Annotated in this window: 17 protein-coding genes; 13 read left to right on the top strand and 4 right to left on the bottom strand. The window is 62.2% G+C overall.

All coding sequences use genetic code 11. The features are described 5' to 3' along the window. Nucleotides 1–84 precede the first annotated feature (84 nt). The 10 genes from betB to yccS all read left to right on the top strand — a co-directional run bounded on the left by betB (nucleotide 85) and on the right by yccS (nucleotide 15,224). On the top strand, nucleotides 85–1,557 hold the full coding sequence (gene betB / locus FIV38_RS03515; protein ID WP_092231023.1) for a betaine-aldehyde dehydrogenase: 1,473 nt from the start codon (nucleotides 85–87) through the stop codon (nucleotides 1,555–1,557). A gap of 132 nt (nucleotides 1,558–1,689) precedes the next feature. Further along, on the top strand, nucleotides 1,690–3,390 hold the full coding sequence (gene betA, locus FIV38_RS03510; protein ID WP_029300684.1) for a choline dehydrogenase: 1,701 nt from the start codon (nucleotides 1,690–1,692) through the stop codon (nucleotides 3,388–3,390). A 246-nt stretch (nucleotides 3,391–3,636) separates the two neighbouring features. Beyond that, complete coding sequence (locus FIV38_RS03505; protein WP_029297314.1) at nucleotides 3,637–4,332, top strand: RraA family protein; 696 nt, start codon at nucleotides 3,637–3,639, stop codon at nucleotides 4,330–4,332. Between the two features lie 147 nt (nucleotides 4,333–4,479). After that, entirely contained in the window at nucleotides 4,480–5,922 is a 1,443-nt protein-coding gene (locus tag FIV38_RS03500) for a TldD/PmbA family protein (protein ID WP_092231026.1), read from the top strand. Continuing rightward, on the top strand, nucleotides 5,922–7,238 hold the full coding sequence (locus tag FIV38_RS03495) for a TldD/PmbA family protein (RefSeq protein WP_092231029.1): 1,317 nt from the start codon (nucleotides 5,922–5,924) through the stop codon (nucleotides 7,236–7,238). Before FIV38_RS03500 ends, FIV38_RS03495 begins: the two co-directional genes overlap by 1 nt. 401 nt (nucleotides 7,239–7,639) lie before the next feature. Then, the gene (locus FIV38_RS03490; RefSeq protein WP_092231032.1) at nucleotides 7,640–8,530 is read left to right on the top strand and encodes an alpha/beta fold hydrolase; all 891 of its coding nucleotides are present in this window, start codon (nucleotides 7,640–7,642) and stop codon (nucleotides 8,528–8,530) included. 36 nt (nucleotides 8,531–8,566) lie between these two features. Beyond that, the gene (gene mdtD / locus FIV38_RS03485) at nucleotides 8,567–9,994 is read left to right on the top strand and encodes a multidrug transporter subunit MdtD (protein WP_029297321.1); all 1,428 of its coding nucleotides are present in this window, start codon (nucleotides 8,567–8,569) and stop codon (nucleotides 9,992–9,994) included. Nucleotides 9,995–10,125: 131 nt separating this feature from the next. Continuing rightward, nucleotides 10,126–11,463 (top strand): ATP-dependent RNA helicase DbpA, encoded by a 1,338-nt coding sequence (gene dbpA, locus FIV38_RS03480; RefSeq protein ID WP_232545553.1) that lies wholly within the window; start codon nucleotides 10,126–10,128, stop codon nucleotides 11,461–11,463. A 159-nt stretch (nucleotides 11,464–11,622) separates the two neighbouring features. Continuing rightward, nucleotides 11,623–12,801: a BaiN/RdsA family NAD(P)/FAD-dependent oxidoreductase gene (locus FIV38_RS03475; protein WP_029297324.1), complete on the top strand. Its 1,179-nt coding sequence runs from the start codon at nucleotides 11,623–11,625 to the stop codon at nucleotides 12,799–12,801. Between the two features lie 236 nt (nucleotides 12,802–13,037). Continuing rightward, nucleotides 13,038–15,224, top strand: a complete 2,187-nt coding sequence (yccS, locus tag FIV38_RS03470; RefSeq protein WP_092231036.1) for a YccS family putative transporter — start codon at nucleotides 13,038–13,040, stop codon at nucleotides 15,222–15,224. A gap of 179 nt (nucleotides 15,225–15,403) precedes the next feature. Here the strand turns inward: yccS and FIV38_RS03465 are convergent, their stop codons facing one another. Continuing rightward, complete coding sequence (locus FIV38_RS03465; RefSeq protein WP_029297330.1) at nucleotides 15,404–16,141, bottom strand: substrate-binding periplasmic protein; 738 nt, start codon at nucleotides 16,139–16,141, stop codon at nucleotides 15,404–15,406. Between the two features lie 255 nt (nucleotides 16,142–16,396). Here FIV38_RS03465 and FIV38_RS03460 point away from each other — a divergent pair, with 255 nt between their 5' ends. After that, nucleotides 16,397–16,849 carry a GNAT family N-acetyltransferase gene (locus FIV38_RS03460; protein ID WP_092231038.1) on the top strand — a complete coding sequence of 151 codons (453 nt, stop codon included), beginning with the start codon at nucleotides 16,397–16,399 and terminating at the stop codon, nucleotides 16,847–16,849. A gap of 84 nt (nucleotides 16,850–16,933) precedes the next feature. Here the strand turns inward: FIV38_RS03460 and FIV38_RS03455 are convergent, their stop codons facing one another. The 3 genes from FIV38_RS03455 to FIV38_RS03445 are packed head-to-tail and all read right to left on the bottom strand — an operon-like array spanning nucleotide 16,934 to nucleotide 19,911. After that, nucleotides 16,934–17,230, bottom strand: a complete 297-nt coding sequence (locus FIV38_RS03455; protein ID WP_038444032.1) for a winged helix-turn-helix domain-containing protein — start codon at nucleotides 17,228–17,230, stop codon at nucleotides 16,934–16,936. Between the two features lie 17 nt (nucleotides 17,231–17,247). Continuing rightward, a complete protein-coding gene (locus FIV38_RS03450) occupies nucleotides 17,248–17,748 on the bottom strand; it encodes a M48 metallopeptidase family protein (protein ID WP_070993951.1) in 501 nt (166 codons plus the stop codon). Between the two features lie 42 nt (nucleotides 17,749–17,790). Further along, on the bottom strand, nucleotides 17,791–19,911 hold the full coding sequence (locus FIV38_RS03445) for a putative bifunctional diguanylate cyclase/phosphodiesterase (protein ID WP_092231041.1): 2,121 nt from the start codon (nucleotides 19,909–19,911) through the stop codon (nucleotides 17,791–17,793). 318 nt (nucleotides 19,912–20,229) lie between these two features. On the opposite strand from FIV38_RS03445, the gene FIV38_RS03440 reads away from it, so the two are divergent. Then, nucleotides 20,230–20,895, top strand: coding sequence for a polysaccharide lyase family 7 protein (locus FIV38_RS03440; RefSeq protein ID WP_029297342.1), 666 nt, complete (start codon nucleotides 20,230–20,232; stop codon nucleotides 20,893–20,895). Between the two features lie 131 nt (nucleotides 20,896–21,026). Beyond that, complete coding sequence (gene alr, locus FIV38_RS03435; protein WP_029297345.1) at nucleotides 21,027–22,256, top strand: alanine racemase; 1,230 nt, start codon at nucleotides 21,027–21,029, stop codon at nucleotides 22,254–22,256. Nucleotides 22,257–22,290 lie beyond the last annotated feature (34 nt).

Below are 22,290 nucleotides of genomic sequence, written 5' to 3'. Positions count from 1 at the left end.
AAACGCTCAACCCCTGAACGGCTACTGAGTGGGCTGCGCCCCTCAGTGGTTAACGCCAACCACTTATGCACTTGCGAGGACTTTATGGCCCGTTTCGAACTGCAAAAACTCTACATTGACGGCGGCTACAGCGACGCTGGCAGCGATGCCACCTTCGAAGCCATCAACCCGGCTAACGGTGAAGTTCTCGCCAACGTGCAACGCGCCACTTTCGAAGACGTCGAGCGTGCCGTGGTCAGCGCCGAAAAGGGCCAGAAAATCTGGGCCGCGATGACTGCCATGGAGCGTTCGCGCATCCTGCGTCGCGCCGTGGAAATCCTGCGCGAGCGCAACGATGAACTGGCTGCCCTGGAAACCCTGGACACCGGTAAATCCTTCTCCGAAACCAAGTACGTCGACATCGTCACCGGTGCCGACGTGCTGGAATACTACGCCGGCCTGGTGCCTGCCATCGAAGGCGAGCAGATCCCGCTGCGCACCACCTCCTTCGTCTACACCCGCCGCGAGCCGCTGGGCGTGGTCGCCGGCATCGGCGCGTGGAACTACCCGATCCAGATCGCCCTGTGGAAGTCCGCCCCAGCCCTGGCTGCCGGCAACGCAATGATCTTCAAGCCAAGTGAAGTGACGTCGCTGACCACCCTGAAACTGGCCGAGATCTACACCGAAGCCGGCGTTCCGGATGGCGTGTTCAACGTCCTGACCGGCAGCGGTCGTGAAGTCGGCACCTGGCTGACCGAGCACCCGCGCATCGAAAAAATCTCCTTCACCGGCGGCACCGATACCGGCAAGAAGGTCATGGCCAGCGCTTCGAGCTCCTCGCTCAAAGACGTGACCATGGAACTGGGCGGCAAATCCCCGCTGATCATTTTCGACGACGCCGACCTGGATCGCGCCGCCGACACCGCGATGATGGCCAACTTCTACAGCTCCGGCCAGGTCTGCACCAACGGCACGCGCGTGTTTATTCCAAAGCACCTGCAAGCCGCCTTTGAAGCCAAGATCGTCGAGCGTGTTGCGCGCATCCGCGTCGGCAACCCAGAAGACGAAAACACCAACTTCGGCCCGCTGGTCAGCTTCGCCCACATGGAAAGCGTGCTCGGCTACATCGCCAAAGGTAAAGAAGAAGGCGCTCGCCTGCTGTGCGGCGGCGACCGTCTGACCGACGGCGACTTCGCCAAGGGCGCGTTCGTGGCACCGACTGTGTTCACTGACTGCACCGATGAGATGACCATCGTGCGTGAAGAAATCTTCGGCCCAGTGATGAGCATCCTCACCTACGAGACTGAAGAAGAAGTGATCCGTCGTGCCAACGACACCGACTTCGGCCTGGCTGCTGGCCTGGTCACCAAGGATCTGAACCGCGCCCACCGCGTGATTCATCAGCTCGAAGCGGGTATCTGCTGGATCAACGCCTGGGGCGAGTCCGACGCCAAGATGCCGGTTGGCGGCTACAAGCAGTCGGGTGTTGGCCGTGAGAACGGGATCAGCTCGCTGAACAACTTCACCCGCATCAAATCGGTACAGGTTGAGCTGGGCGACTACGCCTCGGTGTTCTAAACCCGAGTTCTGTATTGCCTGCGAGGCCGCCATCGCAGGCAAGCCAGCTCCCACATTGGAATGCGTTCCCCTGTGAGAGCGGGCTTGCCCGCGATGGAGCCCGACCTGACCATCTCCAAAGAGGGTGCATTTATGTCCCAAGAATACGACTACATCATTGTGGGTGCCGGCTCTGCCGGTAACACCCTGGCGACCCGTCTGACCGAAGACGAAGGCGTCACCGTCCTGCTGCTGGAAGCCGGCGGCCCGGACTACCGTCTCGATTTCCGTACCCAGATGCCCGCTGCCCTGGCGTTCCCGCTGCAAGGCCGCCGCTACAACTGGGCCTATGAAACCGATCCAGAGCCACACATGGACGGCCGCCGCATGGAATGTGGTCGCGGCAAGGGCCTGGGTGGCTCCTCGCTGATCAACGGCATGTGCTACATCCGTGGCAACGCCATGGACTACGACAACTGGGCGAAGCTGCCAGGCCTGGAAAACTGGAGCTACCTGGACTGCCTGCCGTATTTCCGCAAGGCCGAAACCCGCGACATCGGCCCCAACGATTACCACGGTGGCGAAGGCCCGGTCAGCGTGACCACGCCTAAGGCCGGCAACAACCCGCTGTTCCACGCCATGGTCGAAGCCGGCGTGCAGGCCGGTTACCCGCGCACCGAAGACTTGAACGGCTACCAGCAGGAAGGCTTCGGCCCGATGGACCGTACCGTCACGCCGAACGGCCGTCGCGCCAGTACCGCCCGTGGCTACCTGGACACCGCCAAGAAGCGCTCGACCCTGACCATCGTCACCCATGCCCTGACCGACAAAGTGTTGTTCGAAGGCAAGCGTGCGGTCGGCGTGCGTTATCTGATCGGTGCCGCCGAAGAACGTGTTGAAGCCCGTGCGCGCAAGGAAGTGCTGGTGTGCAGCGGCGCAATCGCCTCGCCACAACTGCTGCAACGTTCCGGTGTCGGCCCGGCCAAACTGCTGGAAAGCCTCGACATCCCGGTGGTCCACGACCTGCCAGGCGTCGGCGAAAACCTGCAGGACCACCTGGAGCTGTACCTGCAATACGCCTGCACCCAGCCAGTCTCGCTGTACCCCTCGCTGCTCTGGTACAACCAGCCGGCGATCGGTGCCGAATGGCTGTTCAACGGCACCGGCATCGGCGCCAGCAACCAGTTCGAAGCGGGCGGTTTTATTCGTACCCGTGAAGAATTCGAGTGGCCGAACATCCAGTACCACTTCCTGCCGGTAGCGATTAACTACAACGGCAGCAATGGTGTGAAAGAGCACGGTTTCCAGGCACACATGGGCTCCATGCGTTCGCCGAGCCGTGGCCGTGTGCAAGTGAAGTCGAAGAACCCACGGGACTACCCGAGCATCCTCTTCAACTACATGGCCACCGAGCAGGACTGGCAGGAATTTCGCGATGGCATCCGCCTGACCCGTGAAATCATGCAGCAGCCGGCACTGGACCAGTACCGTGGCCGCGAAATCAGCCCGGGCATCGAGGTGCAAACCGACGAGCAACTGGACAAGTTCATCCGCGAGCACGCCGAAACCGCGTTCCACCCATCCTGCTCGTGCAAGATGGGCACCGACGAAATGGCCGTGGTCGATGGCGAAGGCCGCGTGCATGGCATGCAGGGCCTGCGGGTGGTCGATGCGTCGATCATGCCGATCATCACCACCGGCAACCTGAACGCGCCAACCATCATGATCGCCGAGAAAATCGCCGACAAGATGCGTGGCCGCCAGTTGCCGCGCAGCACCGCCGACTACTACGTGGCCGGCGATGCGCCAGTGCGTGGCAAGCCGTTGCGTGAAGTGGGTCCTAGCGCGCAGTAATCGTTACACCGCGGCGCCCCTTTCGCGGGCAAGCCCGCTCCCACATTTGAATGTGTTCACACATCAAAATGTGGGAGCGGGCTTGCCCGCGATGAGGCCCGTCCAGCCTACACACACCTTCCAAGACTCCTCCTACAGCGCCCCACCCTTGATCCCACCCCCCGCGCCGGCCTAATCTAGTCCCTCGCGCAAACGTTTCACCTCCCTACCGACACGCCGGCTTCTGCCTGGCCACGAGGCTTTCTCATGTTTGATGTCGTTTCTTCGAGCAAATGGCCTACCGGCTTCCTGATCAATCCAAACGTTGAACCGCTGGACCCGAAATGGCTGAAGGAATTCAGCAAGATCCCGGCCGCGGCCGTCAGCGACTGCCTGGGCCGTAACGTCGGTGGCCTGGGCCTCAAGGCCTTCCACGGCAACGCACCGATGCTCGGCAGCGCGCTGACCGTACGTGTGCGCCCCGGTGACAACCTGATGATTCTCAAAGCCATGCAAATGGCCCGCCCGGGCGATGTGCTGGTGATCGATGGCAGCGCCGACCTGACCCGCGCCGTGTTCGGCGGCATCATGCGGGCCATGGCCCTGAAGGCCGGCATCGTCGGCGTGGTGATCAACGGCGCCCTGCGTGACCTCGACGAATGGCAAACCGGTGAGCTGCCAGCCTACGCCATCGGCGGCGTGCACCGTGGCCCGAGCACCGACGGTGGCGGCGAGATCAACGTACCGATCTCGTGCGCGGGCATGCTGGTAGCCCCTGGCGACCTGATGATCGGCGATGGCGACGGCGTGGTCGCCGCCTCACGCAGCGAACTGCCGGAGTTGCTGGTGCGCTGCCATGACTTGCTGGCCCGCGAGAAAGCCACGCTGGCCGCTATCGAAGCCGGCACCCTGGACCCTGATCGCTTTGACGCCATCCTGCGCGCCAAGGGTTGCCCGGTCTAACCCTGTAGGAGCGAGCTTGCTCGCGAAAAACCCAAGAGCGCGGCATTTATCCAGAATGCCCGCGCCATCGTTCGCGACCTTCGCGAGCAAGCTCGCTCCTACAGCGATGAGGGCCTCCGGGCCACCGCTGCCAACAAGGAGGTCCCCATGTTCGACAAACACCCGCAACTCAAACAACATTTCGCCGCCCTGCGCACCCGCGCCGAGTTCTTCTCGTTGCGCTACGTGCGCGAGTCCGGCCAGTACCTGTCGGTACGTAAGAACGTCGCCGAGCCGCCGCACCTGAGCCGCGACGAAGGCGCCATGCTCACCGTGCGTCTCAACGGTGTCGAAGCCTACGCCGCCACCCATGATATTTCCCTGGCCGGCCTGCAAGCCGCGCTGGAGCGGGCCGAACAGCAAGCCCGTCGCATCAGGCCCCATGCCCTGCTCGACCTGCGCGACCAGCCGGTGTCCAGCGACATCGCCGACTATCTGTCGCCAGAACTCGACCAACCCTTCCCGTCCCTGAGTGACTGCTACCAACTGCTCGGCGCCGAATCGGCCGCCGTGCCCAAGGATGAGCGCCTGGTGAACTGGGAGGTCAGCCTGGGCACCACTCACGTCGAGCAGATCTACCTCAACAGTGCCGGCGCCGAGTTGCGCCAGGCCCAGCGTTTTGTGTTCCCCGGTGTCGATGTCACGGCCTACGACGGCAACGACAGCCAGACCCGCACCCTGGGCGGCAGCAACTTTGGCCAGCAAGGTGGCTTTGAGGTGATCAGCCGTTTCGGCCTGGTCGGCGCCGCGCCACGGATTGCCGACGAGGCCCTGCAACTGCTGCTGGCCCCCAACACGCCCCAAGGCCCGCGCGACCTGCTGCTGATGCCTGACCAGATGATCCTGCAGATCCACGAGTCCATCGGCCACCCGCTGGAACTGGACCGCATCCTCGGCGACGAGCGCAATTACGCCGGCACCAGCTTCGTCAAGGCCAGCGACTTCGGCCACCTGCAATACGGTTCCAACCTGCTGAACGTGACCTTCGACCCCAACATTCCCGAACAACTGGCCAGCTACGCCCATGACGATGACGGCACGCCCGCCAACAAGCAGTTCCTGATCCGCAACGGCCTGCTGCTCAAACCCTTGGGCGGGGCGCTGTCGCAATACCGCTCGGGCCTGGGCGGCGTGGCCAACAGCCGCGCCAGCAGTTGGAACCGCGCGCCCATCGACCGCATGGCCAACCTCAATATCGAGGCCGGCGACCAAAGCCTGGCGCAACTGATCGGCGGTATCGAGCACGGCATCCTGATGTCGACCAACCGTTCCTGGTCCATCGACGATGCGCGCAACAAGTTCCAGTTCGGTTGCGAATGGGGCCAGTTGATCGAGAACGGCGAGCTCAAGGGCGTGGTCAAGAACCCCAACTACCGGGCGATTTCCGCGCAGTTCTGGCGCAAGCTCAGTGCCGTGGGCGATGCCAGTACCTTTAAGGTGCTGGGCACGCCCAACTGTGGCAAGGGCGAGCCGAACCAGGTGATCCGCGTCGGCCATGCTTCGCCTGCGTGTGTGTTCAGCGATGTAGATGTGTTTGGGGGAGATGCCTGATGAATGCTTTCAAGGAACTGGTGGAGTGGCTCAAACAGGCCATCACCGCCGAGGAACAGTTTCATCTGGGCTACGCGGCGGAGTCGTCCGAATTCGTGCGTTTCAATCACGCCAAGGTACGCCAGGCCGGCCAGGTGCAGCAGGCGAGCCTCAACCTCAAGCTGATCAATGATGGCCGGCATGCCGACCTTGGCATCACCCTGGCCGGATCCCCCGAAGTCGACCGCCAGCGCCTGGCCGAGGGCCTGCAGCAGTTGCGCGAAACCCTGCCCTTGCTGCCCAAGGATCCTTACCTGCTGCTCAATCACACGGCCTGGCAGAACAGAAGCGAGCAGGCCCAGGCGCTGCCAGACCTCGATCAGGTCCTGGCCGACATCAGCCACGGCGCCCAAGGCCTGGACTTGGTCGGAATCTATGCCGCCGGGCCGATCAGCCACGGGTTCGCCAGTTCGTCGGGGGCCTTTGGCTGGCACCAGGCCAATAGCTTCAACTTTGACTTCAGCCTATTCCATGCCAATGGCGAGGCGGTAAAGGCCAGCTACGCCGGCGATGCCTGGGACAGCGCGGCGTTTGCCCAGCGCTTGCAGCACGCCCGCGAACAACTGGAGTTCCTGGGCCGACCATTGCACGCCCTGGCGCCCGGCCAATACCGTGCCTACCTGGCGCCGGCGGCTCTGGAAGAAATCGTCGACATGCTCACGTGGGGCGGTTTTTCTGCACAGGCCATCGCCAGCAAGGGCAGCCCATTGCAACGCCTGTATGCCGGTGACCAGGCTCTGAGCCCGCTGGTGGCCATGAGCGAACAGATCACGGCCTCCCTGAGCCCGGCGTTCTCCCGTGACGGTTATCCGCGCAGCGACGTGACCTTGATCGCCGATGGCCGGGCGCAAGGGCGTCTGGTCAACTCACGCAGCGCCGCCGAATACGGCTTGAGCACCAACGGCGCCAGCGGCGATGAGTCCCCCAGCGCCTTGCAGATGACCGCCGGCAACCTGGCCCAGGCCGATATCCTCAAGCAACTGGGCACCGGGCTGTATATCAGCAACCTGTGGTACCTGAACTACTCCGACCAGCCGGCGGCGCGCCTGACGGGCATGACCCGCTTCGCCACGTTCTGGGTGGAAAACGGCGAGATCAAGGCGCCGGTCAGCACCATGCGTTTTGACGACAGCGTGTACCACCTGCTGGGATCGCAGTTGGAAGCGCTGACTGCCGAGCGCGAACTGCGGCTGTCGGCCAGCACCTACGGCGCGCGCAACACTTCATCGAGCTTGCTGCCCGGCGCTTTGGTCAAGCGTCTGACCCTGACCTTGTAAACCTTGGGCCGGGTGTGGTGAAGGCAAGCTTGTTGTGGCGAGGGGGCTTGTCCCCCGCTGGGCTGCGAAGCAGCCCCAAAACCAGCCCCCGCGGTCAACCTGACACAACTCGGTGCACCTTACTGGGGCTGCTTCGCAGCCCAGCGGGGGACAAGCCCCCTCGCCACAACAAGCTCCCTGAGACCACAGCAAGCTCCCTACCCACGGTTTAGGCCCGCTCCTACAGGGCAATCCCCCGCACACTGATGAACCTTCCCTCACAGCGCCCCGTTGGTTGGCGGGCTGTTGTCGACTCTCCAAAAGCTCGTTATAACAGTTAGTGGCATCCCGCCACCTTTCAACCCGCTTGCCTGCAAGCGATGCATGACCTCGCCCGGGATAGGGCGAGCCGGAGCGTTGACATGTACCAAGGAAGTTTTGTCATTGATAAGTTGTTCAAGCACTACAACGTTCACGTAGAGCAATTGGGTAACGATCCGCAACGCAAGACCGTGCTGTTGGTCAACGGCGCGCTGTCCACCACCCGCTCATTCGCCCGCACCAGCAAGTGCCTGGCCGAGCATTTCAATGTGCTGATGTTCGACCTGCCGTTTTCCGGCTATTCGCGCCCGCACAACACCGATCTGGACCTGGTGACCAAGGACGACGAAGTCGAGATCCTGCGGGCGCTGGTGGAGCGCTTCGAGGTCAACCATCTGGTGTCGGCCTCCTGGGGTGGCATCTCGACCCTGCTGACCCTGGCACGCAACCCGCCTTCGATCGAAAGCTCGGTGGTGATGGCCCTGGCGCCCAACCTCAACCAGGCGATGCTCGAATATGTGGAGCGGGTGCGGGTGCTGATCGAGGCCGATGACAAGTCCGCCGTCGGCCACCTGCTCAATGAAACCGTCGGCAAATTCCTCTCCAGCCGGCTCAAGCGCAATAACCATCGGCACCTGTCGACCATGGCCACCACCGAATACCGCCAGGCACGCTTTCATATTCATCAGGTACTGGCCCTGGGCGATGGCAACTACCTGCCGCAACTACGCCAGATCGAGACGCCGGTGCATTTCCTCAACGGCACCCTGGATGAGTACACGCCGGCCAATGAGGCCCAACTGTTCAAGCACTATGTGGGGCGCAGCAGCTTCGCCAGCGCCGAACACACCGGCCATCTGCTCGACCTGGAGTCGCGGGAGGCGGCGCTGGCAGTGCATCGGGCACTGATCGATTTCCTGGTGGGCAAACACGTAGCCATCGCCGATATAGACGAACCGCCAGTGGGAAAACCGGCCGAGGTTGGCGCATAATCGGCAACACATAGCCTGCTAACAAAAAGGGATCTCATGCCGAATCGTGTCGTGCTCGATGCCAAGACCGCCCGCTGGTTGCCATGGGTGGTAGCGATTGCCTTCTTCATGCAGTCGCTCGACGGCACGATTCTCAACACGGCCCTGCCCGCCATGGCCGAGGACCTGGCGGAAAACCCGCTGCGCATGCAGGGTGTGATCATCGCCTACATGCTCACCGTGGCCTTGCTGATCCCGGCCTCGGGCTGGATCGCCGACCGTTTCGGCACCAAGAAGATTTTCTTCGGCGCGATCATGCTGTTCAGCATCGGCTCGCTGCTGTGCGCCCTGTCCAGCAGCCTGACCATGCTGGTGGGCGCCCGGGTGATCCAGGGCCTGGGCGGCGCGCTGATGTTACCGGTGGGAAGACTGGTGGTGCTGCGCGCCTACCCGCGCTCGGAGCTGGTGCGGATCATGGGCTTTATCACCATTCCCGGCCTGCTCGGCCCCCTGCTCGGCCCGACCATGGGCGGCTGGATGGTGCAGTACCTGACCTGGCACTGGATTTTCCTGATCAACCTGCCGGTGGGCATGATCGGCTGCTACGCCGTGTGGAAATTCATCCCCGACCTGCGCGGCACTGAGCGCACACGCTTCGACAGCCTGGGCTTTTTGCTGTTTGGCGCGGCGATGGTGCTGATCACCATTGCCATGGAAGGCCTGGGTGAGCTGCACCTGCCGCACTTGCGCGTGATGTTGCTGCTGTTCGGCGGCATGGCGTGCCTGGCGGCCTACTGGCTGCGCGCCGGGCATATCGAAAACCCGCTGTTCTCGCCAGTGCTGTTCAAGACCCGGACCTTTGCCGTGGGCATTCTCGGCAACCTGTTCGCCCGCCTGGGCAGCGGCGCCCTGCCGTTCCTCGTGCCCTTGCTTTTGCAGATCGCCCTGGGCTATTCGCCGTCCCAGGCCGGGATGAGCATGTTGCCCCTGGCGGCGGCGGCCATGGTCGCCAAGTCCATCGCCCGGCCGCTGATCGAGCGCCTGGGCTATCGCATCGTGCTCACCGGCAATACGTTGCTACTGGGCATGATGCTGGCGAGCATGGGCCTGGTCAGCGAGCAGACGCCGTACCCGCTGCTACTGGCCATGCTCGCGGTGCTGGGGGCGATCAACTCCCTGCAATTTACCGCGATGAACACCGTGACCCTGATCGACCTCGATGATGCCCAGGCCAGCAGCGGCAACAGTTTGCTGTCAGTGGTGGCGCAACTGGCCCTGAGCCTGGGGGTGGCCTGCGCCGGCGCCCTGCTCGGCGGGTTTACCGCCGAAGCCGGTAACGATGGGGTCAATACCGTGCTTGAGGCATTCCAGTTGACGTTCCTCACCGTGGGCATCATGGCGATGCTGGCGGCGGCGATCTTCCTGCAATTGTCGCCAAAAGACGGCAAACGGATGGTCAGCCGCGAGCACGACATCGAGCATTAAGCGGCGTCTCGTCTAGAACTTGCAGGGAAATTCCCACGGGGCTGGTACACTGCGCGACATTTTGTTTTTGCAGAGCCAGTCCCGTGACCACCATCGCCACCGCTTTTAATACTTTGCCGCTCTCCGCCGCCATGCTGGCTAACCTCGACTCGCTGGGTTATGCCGAGATGACGCAGATCCAGGCGCAAAGCTTGCCGGTGATCCTCAAGGGGCTGGACCTGATCGCCCAGGCCAAGACCGGCAGCGGCAAGACCGCCGCCTTTGGCATCGGCCTGTTGAACCCGATCAACCCGCGCTACTTCGGTTGCCAGGCCCTGGTGATGTGCCCGACCCGCGAGCTGGCTGACCAGGTGGCCAAGGAAATCCGCCGCCTGGCCCGCGCCGAAGACAACATCAAGGTCCTGACCCTGTGCGGCGGCGTGTCCCTCGGCCCGCAGATCGCCTCCCTGGAACATGGCGCCCACGTCATCGTCGGCACCCCCGGCCGCATCCAGCAGCATCTGCGCAAGGGTTCGCTGGTGCTGGACGGCCTGAACACACTGATCCTCGACGAAGCCGACCGCATGCTCGACATGGGTTTCTACGACGCTATCGAAGACATCATCAGCAAGACCCCGGCCCGTCGCCAGACCCTGTTGTTCTCGGCCACCTACCCGGTGAGCATCAAGCAACTGGCCTCCAAATTCATGCGCGCGCCGCAGCAGGTCAAGGCCGAAGCGTTCCACTCCGACGAGCAGATCGAGCAGCGTTTCTACGAAATCTCCCCGGAAGAACGCATGGACGCGGTGACCAAGGTGCTGTCGCACTTCCGTCCGGCCTCCTGCGTAGCCTTCTGCTTTACCAAGCAGCAAGTGCAGGAAACCGTGGACCACCTGACCGCCAAGGGCATTTCTGCAGTCGGCCTGCATGGCGACCTGGAACAGCGCGACCGTGACCAGGTGCTGGCAATGTTTGCCAACCGCAGTACTTCGGTACTGGTGGCCACCGACGTGGCGGCCCGTGGCTTGGACATTGACTCGCTGGACATGGTGATCAACGTCGAACTGGCCCGCGATTCGGAAATCCACATCCACCGCGTGGGCCGTACCGGTCGTGCCGGTGAGACCGGGATCGCCATCAGCCTGGTAGCACCGTCCGAAGCGCACCGCGCCCAGGCCATCGAACTGCTGCAAAAAGCCCCGCTGAACTGGGACCAACTGAGCAACCTCAAATCCCAGGGCGGCGCGCCGCTGCTGCCGGTGATGAGCACGTTGTGCATTGCTGCCGGTCGTAAAGACAAGGTTCGCCCAGGCGACATCCTCGGCGCACTGACCGGTGAAGCCGGGATCCCGGGCGCCCAGGTCGGCAAGATTGCGATCTTCGACTTCCAGGCCTACGTGGCAGTGGAGCGCAGCGTCGCCAAGCAGGCGTTGCAGCGCTTGAACGATGGCAAGATCAAGGGCCGTTCGTTGCGCGTGCGGATCCTGTAAAGCTCTTCGATTCAATGGAGATCCAATGTGGGAGCGGGCTTGCTCGCGAATGCGGTGTACCAGTCGCCAGATGGGTTGGCTGGCAGTGCGCATTCGCGAGCAAGCCCGCTCCCACATTTTTGATTGCATTTCAGATCAATATTTTGTGAGGACACCGTTTTGCGCTCGACCGAAGTTGTGATCATTGGCGCCGGCGCCGCAGGCTTGATGTGCGCGCTGACCGCCGCCGGGCGTGGGCGCAAGGTGATGTTGATCGACCATGCAAACAAGGCCGGCAAGAAGATCCTGATGTCCGGCGGTGGTCGCTGTAACTTCACCAATATGTACACCGAGCCTGCCAACTTCCTCTCGCACAACGCACACTTCTGCAAATCTGCCCTGGCCCGCTACACCCAGTGGGATTTCATCGGTTTGGTGGCCAAGCATGGCGTGCCCTACCACGAGAAAAAACTCGGCCAGCTGTTCTGCGATAACAAATCCAGCGACATCCTCGGCATGCTGCTCGACGAGTGCATCCAGACCGGCGTGAGCCTGCACCTGGACACCTCGATCCAGCAGATCAGCAAACTCGACAGCGGCTATCAGTTGCAGACCACCCTCGGCGAGTTGCGCTGCGAGTCGTTGGTGATTGCCACCGGCGGCCTGTCGATTCCGACCCTGGGCGCCACCGGCTTTGGCTACCAGGTGGCCAAGCAATTCGGCCATGAACTGCTGCCGACCCGCGCCGGCCTGGTGCCGTTTACCATCACCGATCAGCTCAAGGATTTGTGTGGCGAGTTGTCCGGCACCTCGGTCGATTGCCTGGTGAGCTGTAACGACCAGAGCTTTCGCGAGAACATTCTGTTTACCCATCGCGGCCTGAGCGGGCCGGCGATTTTGCAGATTTCCTCTTATTGGGAACCTGGCGACACCGTGCAAATCAACCTGTTGCCCGACCACGACGCCCACGCCTGGCTGCAACAGCAACAGGCCGAGCGCCCCAACAGCGAGCTCAAGACCCTGCTGGGCGAGATCTTCACCAAGAAGATGGCCAACCTGCTGGCCGAGACGTGGTTCGTGTCCAAGCCGATGAAGCAGTACACCCACGCCGAACTGGCAGACATCGCCACCAAGCTGGGCGACTGGCAGTTGGTCCCGGCCGGTACCGAAGGCTACCGCACCGCCGAAGTCACCCTGGGCGGGGTGGATACCCGGGAAGTGTCGTCCAAGACCATGGAATCGCTGAAAAGCCCCGGTCTGTACTTTATCGGCGAAGTGCTGGACGTGACCGGGCACCTGGGTGGGTTCAACTTCCAATGGGCCTGGGCGTCGGGCTATGCGGCGGCGCAGTACGTCTGAACCCCGCCTTCTAGAACGGTAATGCGATCAACTGTGGGAGCGGGCTTGCTCGCGAATGCGCAGTACCAGTCAACTGATCCGGTGGCTGGCACACCGCATTCGCGAGCAAGCCCGCTCCCACATTTTGGTTGGGGTGTGCCAAAAACATTTTTTGCTTATGAATGTGATTGCCGCGCTTGCCGTGGCGTCATTACTGGCTCAATTTAGCGGCATCGTCCCGGAAGACCCCAGACTTCATGTCCTCGACCTCGTTCAAGCAGTCCATGCGGCGCCTTTGGGCACTGGATAAGTTCAGTTACAGCGTAAGGGTGTTTATCGCCCTCACCGGCAGCATGGCGCTGTGCTGGTATCAGGATGAAATGTCGCTGCTGATCCCGCTGTTCCTGGGGATTATCGCCAGCGCCCTGGCCGAGACCGATGACAGTTGGCAAGGCCGCCTCAATGCGCTGGCGGTAACGCTGGTGTGTTTCAGCGTGGCGGCGCTGTCGGTGGAGTTGCTGTTTCCCTACCCGTGGATTTTCGCCATCGCCATCGCCCTGGCGAGCTTCTGCCTGACCATGCTCGGCGCCCTCGGCGAGCGCTATGGGGCGATCGCCTCGGCCACCTTGATTCTGTCGGTCTACACCATGATCGGTGTGGATCAGCGCGGTGGCGCCGTCACCGATTTCTGGCACGAGCCCTTGCTGCTGGTGGCCGGCGCCGCCTGGTATGGCGCGCTGTCGGTGCTGTGGCAGGCGATGTTTTCCAACCAGCCGGTGCAGCAGAGCCTGGCCCGGCTGTTTCGCGAACTGGGGCGTTACCTCAAGCTCAAGTCATCTTTGTTCGAGCCTATTCGCCAACTGGACGTAGAAGCGCGGCGCCTGGAGCTGGCCCAACAAAATGGCCGGGTGGTGGCGGCGCTCAATGCGGCCAAGGAAATCATCCTGCACCGTGTCGGCAATGGCCGGCCGGGCTCCAAGGTCAGCCGCTACCTCAAGCTGTACTTCCTGGCCCAGGACATCCACGAACGCGCCAGTTCCTCCCACTACCCCTACAACGCGCTGGCCGAGGCGTTCTTCCACAGCGACGTGCTGTTCCGCTGCCAGCGCCTGCTGCGCCAGCAAGGCAAGGCCTGCCAGGCCCTCGCCGAGTCGATCCAGTTGCGCCAGCCGTTTGTCTACGACGCCAGCTTCGCCGAGGCCCTGGGCGACCTGAATGCATCCCTGGAACACCTGCGTATCCAGAGCAACCCGGCCTGGCGTGGCCTGTTACGCTCGCTGCGGGCGCTGGCGGCCAACCTGTCGACCCTCGACCGCCTGCTCAGTGACGCCAGCAACCCCGACAGCCTGGCCGATGCCAGCGACAGCAGCCTGCTGGACCGCTCGCCGCGCAACCTCAAGGAAATGTGGACGCGCCTGCGCACCCAACTGACCCCGACTTCGCTGCTGTTCCGCCACGCCCTGCGCCTGCCCCTGGCGCTGAGCGTGGGCTACGGCATGGTGCATTTGATCCACCCGTCCCAAGGCTACTGGATCATCCTTACCACCCTGTTTGTCTGCCAGCCCAACTACGGCGCGACGCGGCGCAAGCTCGGCCAGCGGATCATCGGCACGGCCATCGGCCTGACGGTGGCCTGGGCGCTGTTCGATCTGTTCCCAAGCCCCCTGGTGCAATCGATGTTCGCCATCGCCGCCGGGCTGGTGTTCTTTATCAACCGCACCACCCGCTACACCCTGGCCACCGCCGCCATTACCCTGATGGTGCTGTTCTGCTTCAATCAGGTGGGCGATGGCTACGGGCTGTTCCTGCCGCGCCTGTTCGATACCCTGCTCGGCAGCCTGATCGCCGGGCTGGCGGTGTTCCTGTTCCTGCCAGACTGGCAGGGCCGGCGCCTGAACAAGGTGCTGGCCAACACCCTGACCTGCAACAGCATCTACCTGCGCCAGATCATGCAGCAATATGCCGCCGGCAAGAGCGACGACCTGGCCTACCGCCTGGCCCGGCGCAATGCGCATAACGCCGACGCCGCGCTGTCCACCACCCTGGCCAATATGCTGATGGAGCCGGGGCATTTCCGTAAGGAAGCCGACGTGGGCTTCCGCTTCCTGGTGCTGTCCCACACCCTGCTCAGCTACCTGTCGGGGCTCGGTGCGCACCGCGATACCCAACTACCGGCCGACATGCGCGAACACCTGATCGAAGGCGCGGGCAAGACCCTCGCCACCAGCATCGACGAAATTGCCACGGGGCTGGCGAACAAACAGCCGATCGCGGTGCAAAGCGATGCCGAGGAGGCGCTGGCGGTAGAGTTGGAGCAGATGCCCGATGAGATCGATGAGGCGCAAAGGCTGGTGCAGACGCAATTGGCGTTGATTTGCCGGCAGTTGGGGCCGTTGCGCACATTGGCCGCGCATTTGATCAAGGAAACCAGCGCGAGCAGATAGGGCTGTTGTGGCGAGCGGGCTTGCCCCGCGCTGGGCTGCGAAGCAGCCCCGGTAAGCCGAATGCGGTATATCAGAGACTCCGTAGCGGCTGGTTTTGGGGCTGCTTCGCAGCCCAACGCGGGGCAAGCCCGCTCGCCACAGGGGGGGCGTTCGTCATTGCGATGGGGCGCTGAAGCTCCCTACATCCCATGCTGTTTCAGCAGCCGCGCATAACTGCCATCCGCCTTCATCCTGCTGATCTCCCGGTCAAACCCGGCAACAATCTGCTCATGCTTGGGGTTTTTCAGGCTGACCAGGATATGCAGGCTGTTCTCACTCAATGGCTGGGGCAGGAACTCCACGGCATTGCGCACCCTGGGCGATTCCCGCGCCAGGTAAAAGCGCGCGACATATTCATCCTCGACCGTCATCCGCACGCGCTGGGCAGCCAACATGCGCACGGCCATGGCGAAGTTATGCACCGGGACTTTTTGCAGTTTGGGATCGGCATCGAAATCCGCCGAATAGGCATAGCCGCGCACTACCGCGATGGGATAGGCATGCAGTTGCTGCAAGTTCTGGTACTCAATGGGATCGTCGCGGCGCTTGATAAACCGCACGCGGTTAAGCAGATACTCGGCGGAAAACTGCCCCAACTGCGTGCGCGCCTCGTCGTACCAGGCGTTGACCAGCACGTCGTAACGCCCGTCCCCCACCCCCATCAACGCCCGTGCCCATGGCACCTGCTCGAAATCACTGGCATAGCCGGCACGCGCCAGGGCGGTGCTGACGATATCGGTGGCCAGGCCACCATTGATCAGGGTCGCATCGGTAAACGGCGGCCACGCATCCGCCACCAGGCGCAAGCGTTCCGCGGCCACCGTCGGGGCCAGCAACAGCAATACGATCAAAGCAACGGCACGAGACAATCGCAGCATGCTTAATGTCCTTGCACAGCGGGCAATTCGTTGCGGGCGATGACGCTGGCGGGAGTACTTCCAGGTTCTGACTGTAGCTTATCGCTCGAGGTGTATCGCAGATTACACAAAGAACCAGGCCGAGAAAGCACTCAATGATGGCAAATTGACGTCACTCACAAAAAACAGCGTTTTCCAGGTGTTTGCACTACCGCCCAAGACAGTCGGCGGCCAGGGCTTTACTATCCGGGTCAGGTCTTTATGTGAGATGGAACGATGACTGTCGATTGGGTTTGCAAGCACCACAATGATCTGGGCAAAGAACAGCTCTACGCCATTTTGCGTCTGCGGGCAGCGGTGTTTGTGGTCGAGCAGAAATGCGTCTACCAGGACATCGACGACCAGGACCTGGAGGGCGATACCCACCACCTGATGGCCTGGCAGGACAATCAACTGGTGGCCTACCTGCGCCTGTTGGACCCGGAGCTGAATGGCGGCGACGTGGTTATCGGCCGCGTGCTCGTGGCCGAGGCCGCGCGAGGCACCGGCCTGGGCCACCAGATGCTGGCGGAAACCCTCAAGCAGATCGACGATATCTGGCCGCAGACGCCGATCTTTCTCTCAGCCCAGGCGCATTTGCAGGGGTACTACGCAAGATATGGGTTCAAGGTCCAGGGTGAGGTCTACCTTGAAGACGACATTCCACATATTGGTATGCGGCGCGCTTGAGATCGCCATCGCGGGCAAGCCCGCTCCCACATTTGATCGTTATCGACCTGTGGGAGCGGGCTTGCCCGCGATAGCGGCCCAATTTCACGGGTAACCCAACACCTGCTTGACCTGCACCAGGTTGCGCTCGATCCAGCCCCGGTCAATCGCCCCCCAGTCGCGAATCCGATAGCGCCCGGCATGGTTGCGGGCGCCATCTTCCTGCTCGAATTCACAGACGATATCCAGGTCCGCCAACGCCGCGATGGTGTCCTGGGCCGTGCGCCGGGGCATGCCCGTCACCTCGGTCAACGCCGGGACGCTGCTGGCCAATTGGCTGTCGATCAGGTACGCCACATACAGGCGGCGGTAGAAACTGCTCTTGGTCTTGCTTACATCCATGATCGGTCGCCTTGTGTTTAGCACTTGCCCTGCAAGTCGCGATAAGTCAGGTACACCCGCAGGTCGAATTCCACCTGATGGTAGCCGGGCATCATGTATTCGCAGAGTTTATAGAACGCCTTGTTGTGGTCCGATTCCTTGAAGTGCGCCAGTTCGTGGACGACGATCATCTTCAGGAACTGCGGCGCGGCCTCCTTGAACAACGCAGCGATGCGGATCTCTTTCTTGGACTTGAGGTTGCCACCCTGCACCCGCGAGATCGTGGTGTGCAGGCCCAGGGCGCGGTGGGTCAGGTCCAGGCGGTTGTCGAACAGCACTTTGTCGATGGCTGGCGCGTTGCGCAGGTGTTCCTGCTTCAGGGCCTGGGCGTAGCTGTACAGCGCCTTGTCACTCTGCACCGCATGGCGCTCGGGGTAACGCTGGTGCAGGTAGTCACCCAGTTGATCCTTGGCGATCAATTGGCGCACTTGCTCTTGCAGGGCGGCGGGATAGGCCTGGAGGTATTTCAGCGCAGTCATGGGCTCGAACGGCAGGGGCGTGAGGCCGCCAGTGTAGCGAATTCAGCAGGGGCCTGCGCGCAGCGCGAAAGGCTGCGGCCACAGGGAAATATCTTCGGCGGTCAGGGGCAGGGCCACCAGCGGCCCCTGGATAAACTGGCAGCCATTGGCCTGCAGCCAGTGGCATTGCTCAAGGGTTTCTACACCTTCGGCAATCACCAACAAGCCGAAGTGCCCGCACAGTTCGATAATGCTGCGGGCCAGCGCGGCCTCCCGTGGCGAGCCGAGCACGCGGGCCACCAGGCCGGGGTCGAGCTTGAGGGTGTCGAACTCCAGGTCACGCAGATGGGCCAGGGAGCAGTTGCCCAAGCCGAAGTCATCCAGGGCAATGCGCACCCCCAGGCGGCGCAGCTGCTTGAGTTGCTTGATGGACTCTTCAATATTGTGCATCAGGCTTTCTTCAGCGATTTCCACCTCCAGTTGCCGCCCGTGCAGCCCATGTCGCTCCATTGCCTGCTGCAGTTGAGGCGCCAGGTTGGGCATATTGAACTGGCTGCTGCTCAGGCTCACGCTGAGCACCCAGTCGTCGCTCATGACCGAGGCCCAGGCCTGGCGCGCCAATGCCACCTGATGGTAAATCCAACTGCTGAGCTGGCTGATCAGGCGCGCCTCCTCCAACAGAGGCATGAACAACCCGGGCGGCACATCGCCCACACTCGGGTGCTGCCAGCGCAGCAAGGCTTCGACACCGCGCAGATGCCCGTCCAGCAGGGACACCTGGGGCTGGTACACCAACGTCACCTGTTTGTTGTCAATGGCCTCGCGTACGCTGCTTTCCAGCATCAGGCGCGAGCGGGCCCGGCCATTCATTTCCTGATCGTAATAGCGATATTGCTGACGCCCTGCCCGCTTGGCTTCGTACATGGCGATATCGGCGGCACGCAGCAGGCCGGACAAATCGCGACCGCAATCGGGGAAGGTGGCAATGCCGATACTGACCCCCAGCATGACCTCCAGGCCGTCCACCTGCTGGCAGATCGACACCCGCTCGATCAACTGTTCGGCGAGTTTGGCGGCCTGTTCCGGGTATTCCAACTCCAGCAGCGCGACGAACTCATCGCCGCCAAGGCGGCCAAGAATGTCACAACTGCGCAGGCACAGTTCCAACTGCTCCGAGACCCAGCGCAGCACCCGGTCGCCGGCGTCGTGCCCCACCGAATCGTTGACCCGCTTGAAACCGTCCAGGTCCATGTAGAGCAGCACCGTGGCATGTTCGCTGCGCTCGTTGCGCAGCAGGATCGTCTCCACGGTCTGGTAGAAACCACGCCGGTTGAGCAAACCGGTGAGCGGATCGGTGACGGCCTGGGATTCCAGTTGCTGATGCAGATGGCGCACCTGGGACATGTCTTGCACCGTCACCACCATGGCCTTCTGCTCCCGGGGCAGTGGCGCACAGGACATCGCCACCGGCAACTGCTGGCCGGGTACGGTGCGCAGGATTGCATCATGCAGGCGCCAGGTTTCGCCACGCAGGTAGCCGGTATACAGCTCGCAGCTGAACCAGTCAGGCATATGGGGTTCTTGCAGGAAGCCCAGGAACGCCTGGCCTTGCAACTCGTCCACAGTGGCATTGAGCAACCGTGAAATGGCCGGATTGGCGTAGCTGACGACTCCGTCCTCGCCCACCACCAGAATGCCCTCGGCGGCATTGTCGAGCACCGAGGCATTAAAGGCCCGGGCCGCCTCCAGGTCATGACTCAGACGCTGCAAGGCGCGGCGGTTGCGCTGATGCTCCAGCAAGGCCTGGACCTTGGGCTTGAGAATATGCGGGTCGAAGGGTTTGAACAGATAGTCGATGGCGCCACTGGCATAGCCTTCGAGCACGGCGGCGGGCGATTGCTCAGTGGCACTCAGGAAGATGATCGGCGTCATGCGGGTACGCTGGCTGCCGCGCATCAAGCGCGCCACTTCGAAGCCATCCATGCCCGGCATGCGCACATCCAGCAGCACCAAGTCGACATCACGCGCCAGTAGCAGCCCCAGGGCTTCCTCGCCAGAGCCCGCCGTCAACACCTGCCAGTCCTCGCGCTGCAGGAGCGCGCGCATGCTGATCAGGTTTTCCGGGTAGTCATCGACCACCAGGAGCACTGAAGAGCCTTCGGCCAGGGTTGGAACGGATTCCATGCTGCATCTCTTCCTTGAGGGTTCACTCCGGTCAATTTTGAGACAAAACCGGACACTTAATGTGGAGTCACTCTAGCCTTGGATCATTTAAAGCAGAAGGCACGAGGGGGCCATCATTGCGCCAAAGAGCACACAACCGACTAACGGTCAGGCGCTACAGCCCCCGGATTATGGGAAAGATGGCTTTTTGACAGACTATTGACGCCAATAAACCGCCTAAAACTTATTAACAAACAGTTACCAGCCGCTTATAAAGAACGCGCCAACCCGCGGGCCAAAGCCTTTTGACCCTTCTTCCGTACAGCAAAGGCGCACTCCATGATTGATCTGTCCACCTGGAACCTGAGCATCCCTGTTGGCACTCCGCCCGCCACCATCGACACCCCTAAACTGCTCAGCGGCTTCAAGGGCAAGTACTTCCAGGCCGAAGGCAGCAGCGTGCAATTCTGGTCCCCTGTCACCGGCACCCGCACCGAAAATGCGATCTACCCGCGCAGCGAACTGCGCGAAACCTATGCCGATGGCCGGCTGCGCAACTGGACTTACCCCGAAGCCGACAACTACCTGCGCGCCACCCTGGCCATCAACCAGGTGCCCTCCTCGGGCAAGATTGTCATCGGTCAGATCCACGCCTATGACAGCCAGAAACCGCTGGTCAAAGTCGAATACCAGTACAAGGAAAAAACCCAGACCGGCAACATCGTCGCCAAAGTGCGCATGCGCCCGGATGACAGCAAGGGCCGGGTAATTATCGTGGCCGAGAATGTGCCACTGGCGCGCAACTTCACCTACGTCATCCACCTGAACAAGGCCGGCCTGTTGAGCGTGGAGGCCGCCAACGGCCAATGGAACGAACGCCTCGGCGCGGCCTGGGGCAAAAAACCGTTGTACTTCAAGGCCGGCGTGTATGTGCAAGACAACAGCGGCGACAGCAAAGAGGGCGGCAAAGTGACATTTGCCAAGCTGGATATCGATCACAACTGACAGTCCGATCATTCTCACGACGCTTTAGGACAGAACCGCGACCCTGGGTCTCGACTTTCTTGTAGGACAATTCGAGTATGGCGCCGCGCACGCGCAATGCTTCCCTATAAGAAAGTCATGGAGACTCACCAATGCCCTTCACTCGCACCCTACTCGCCCTTTCCATGGGCATGGTTATGCTGCAAAACCCGGCCTTTGCGGCCCCGCCGTTGTCGATGACCGACGGGGTTGCCCAGGTCAATATCCAGGACAGCAACGCCTGGGTTGAAATCAGCAAAGCCGCGTTCGAACACAACATCCGTACCCTACAGACCAGCCTCGCCGACAAGTCGAAAATCTGCGCCGTGCTCAAGGCAGACGCTTATGGCCACGGTATCGGCCTGCTGATGCCGTCGGTGATCAAGCTGGGCGTGCCTTGCGTCGGCGTAGCCAGCAATGAAGAAGCCCGCGTGGTACGTGAAAGCGGCTTCAAGGGCCAACTGATCCGCGTGCGTACCGCCGCGCTGAGCGAGCTGGAAGCGGCGCTGCCGTACAACATGGAAGAGCTGGTGGGCAACCTCGACTTCGCCGTGCGCGCCAGCCTGATCGCCGAACATCATGGCCGCCCGTTGGTGGTACACCTGGGCCTGAACTCCAGCGGCATGAGCCGCAACGGCGTAGAAATGACCACCGCCCAAGGCCGGCGCGATGCCGTAGCCATCACCAAGGTGCCGAACCTGGAAGTGAAGGCGATCATGACCCACTTCGCCGTCGAAGACGCCGCCGACGTGCGCGCCGGCCTCAAGGCCTTCAACGAGCAAGCCAACTGGCTGATCAACGTCGCCCAACTGGACCGCAGCAAAATCACCCTGCACGCCGCCAACTCCTTCGCCACCCTGGAAGTGCCCGAGTCGCGCCTGGACATGGTGCGCCCCGGCGGCCTGCTGTTCGGCGACACCGTACCGTCGTTCACCGCCTACAAGCGCGTGATGCAGTTCAAATCCCACGTGGCCTCGGTCAACAGCTACCCCAAGGGCAACACCGTCGGCTACGACCGCACCTACACCCTGGCGCGGGACTCGAAACTGGCGAACATCACCGTGGGCTATTCCGACGGCTATCGTCGAGCGTTCACCAACAAAGGCATCGTGCTGATCAATGGGCATCGGGTGCCGGTGGTGGGCAAAGTGTCGATGAACACCTTGATGGTCGACGTCACCGATGTGCCGACCGTAAAAAGTGGCGATGAAGTAGTGTTGTTTGGCAAGCAGGGGAATGTGCAGACGACCCAGGCCGAGGTTGAGGATATCAATGGAGCGCTGCTGGCCGATCTCTACACCGTCTGGGGCAACTCGAACCCCAAAGTGCTGGTTGATCAATAAGCACCGCAAATCAAATGTGGGAGCGGGCTTGCCC

It is taken from the genome of Pseudomonas proteolytica, assembly GCF_007858275.1.
Classification (GTDB): domain Bacteria; phylum Pseudomonadota; class Gammaproteobacteria; order Pseudomonadales; family Pseudomonadaceae; genus Aquipseudomonas; species Aquipseudomonas proteolytica.
Note: the sequence above shows the minus strand (reverse complement) of the source record. Positions and strands in the feature narration are given on the sequence as shown.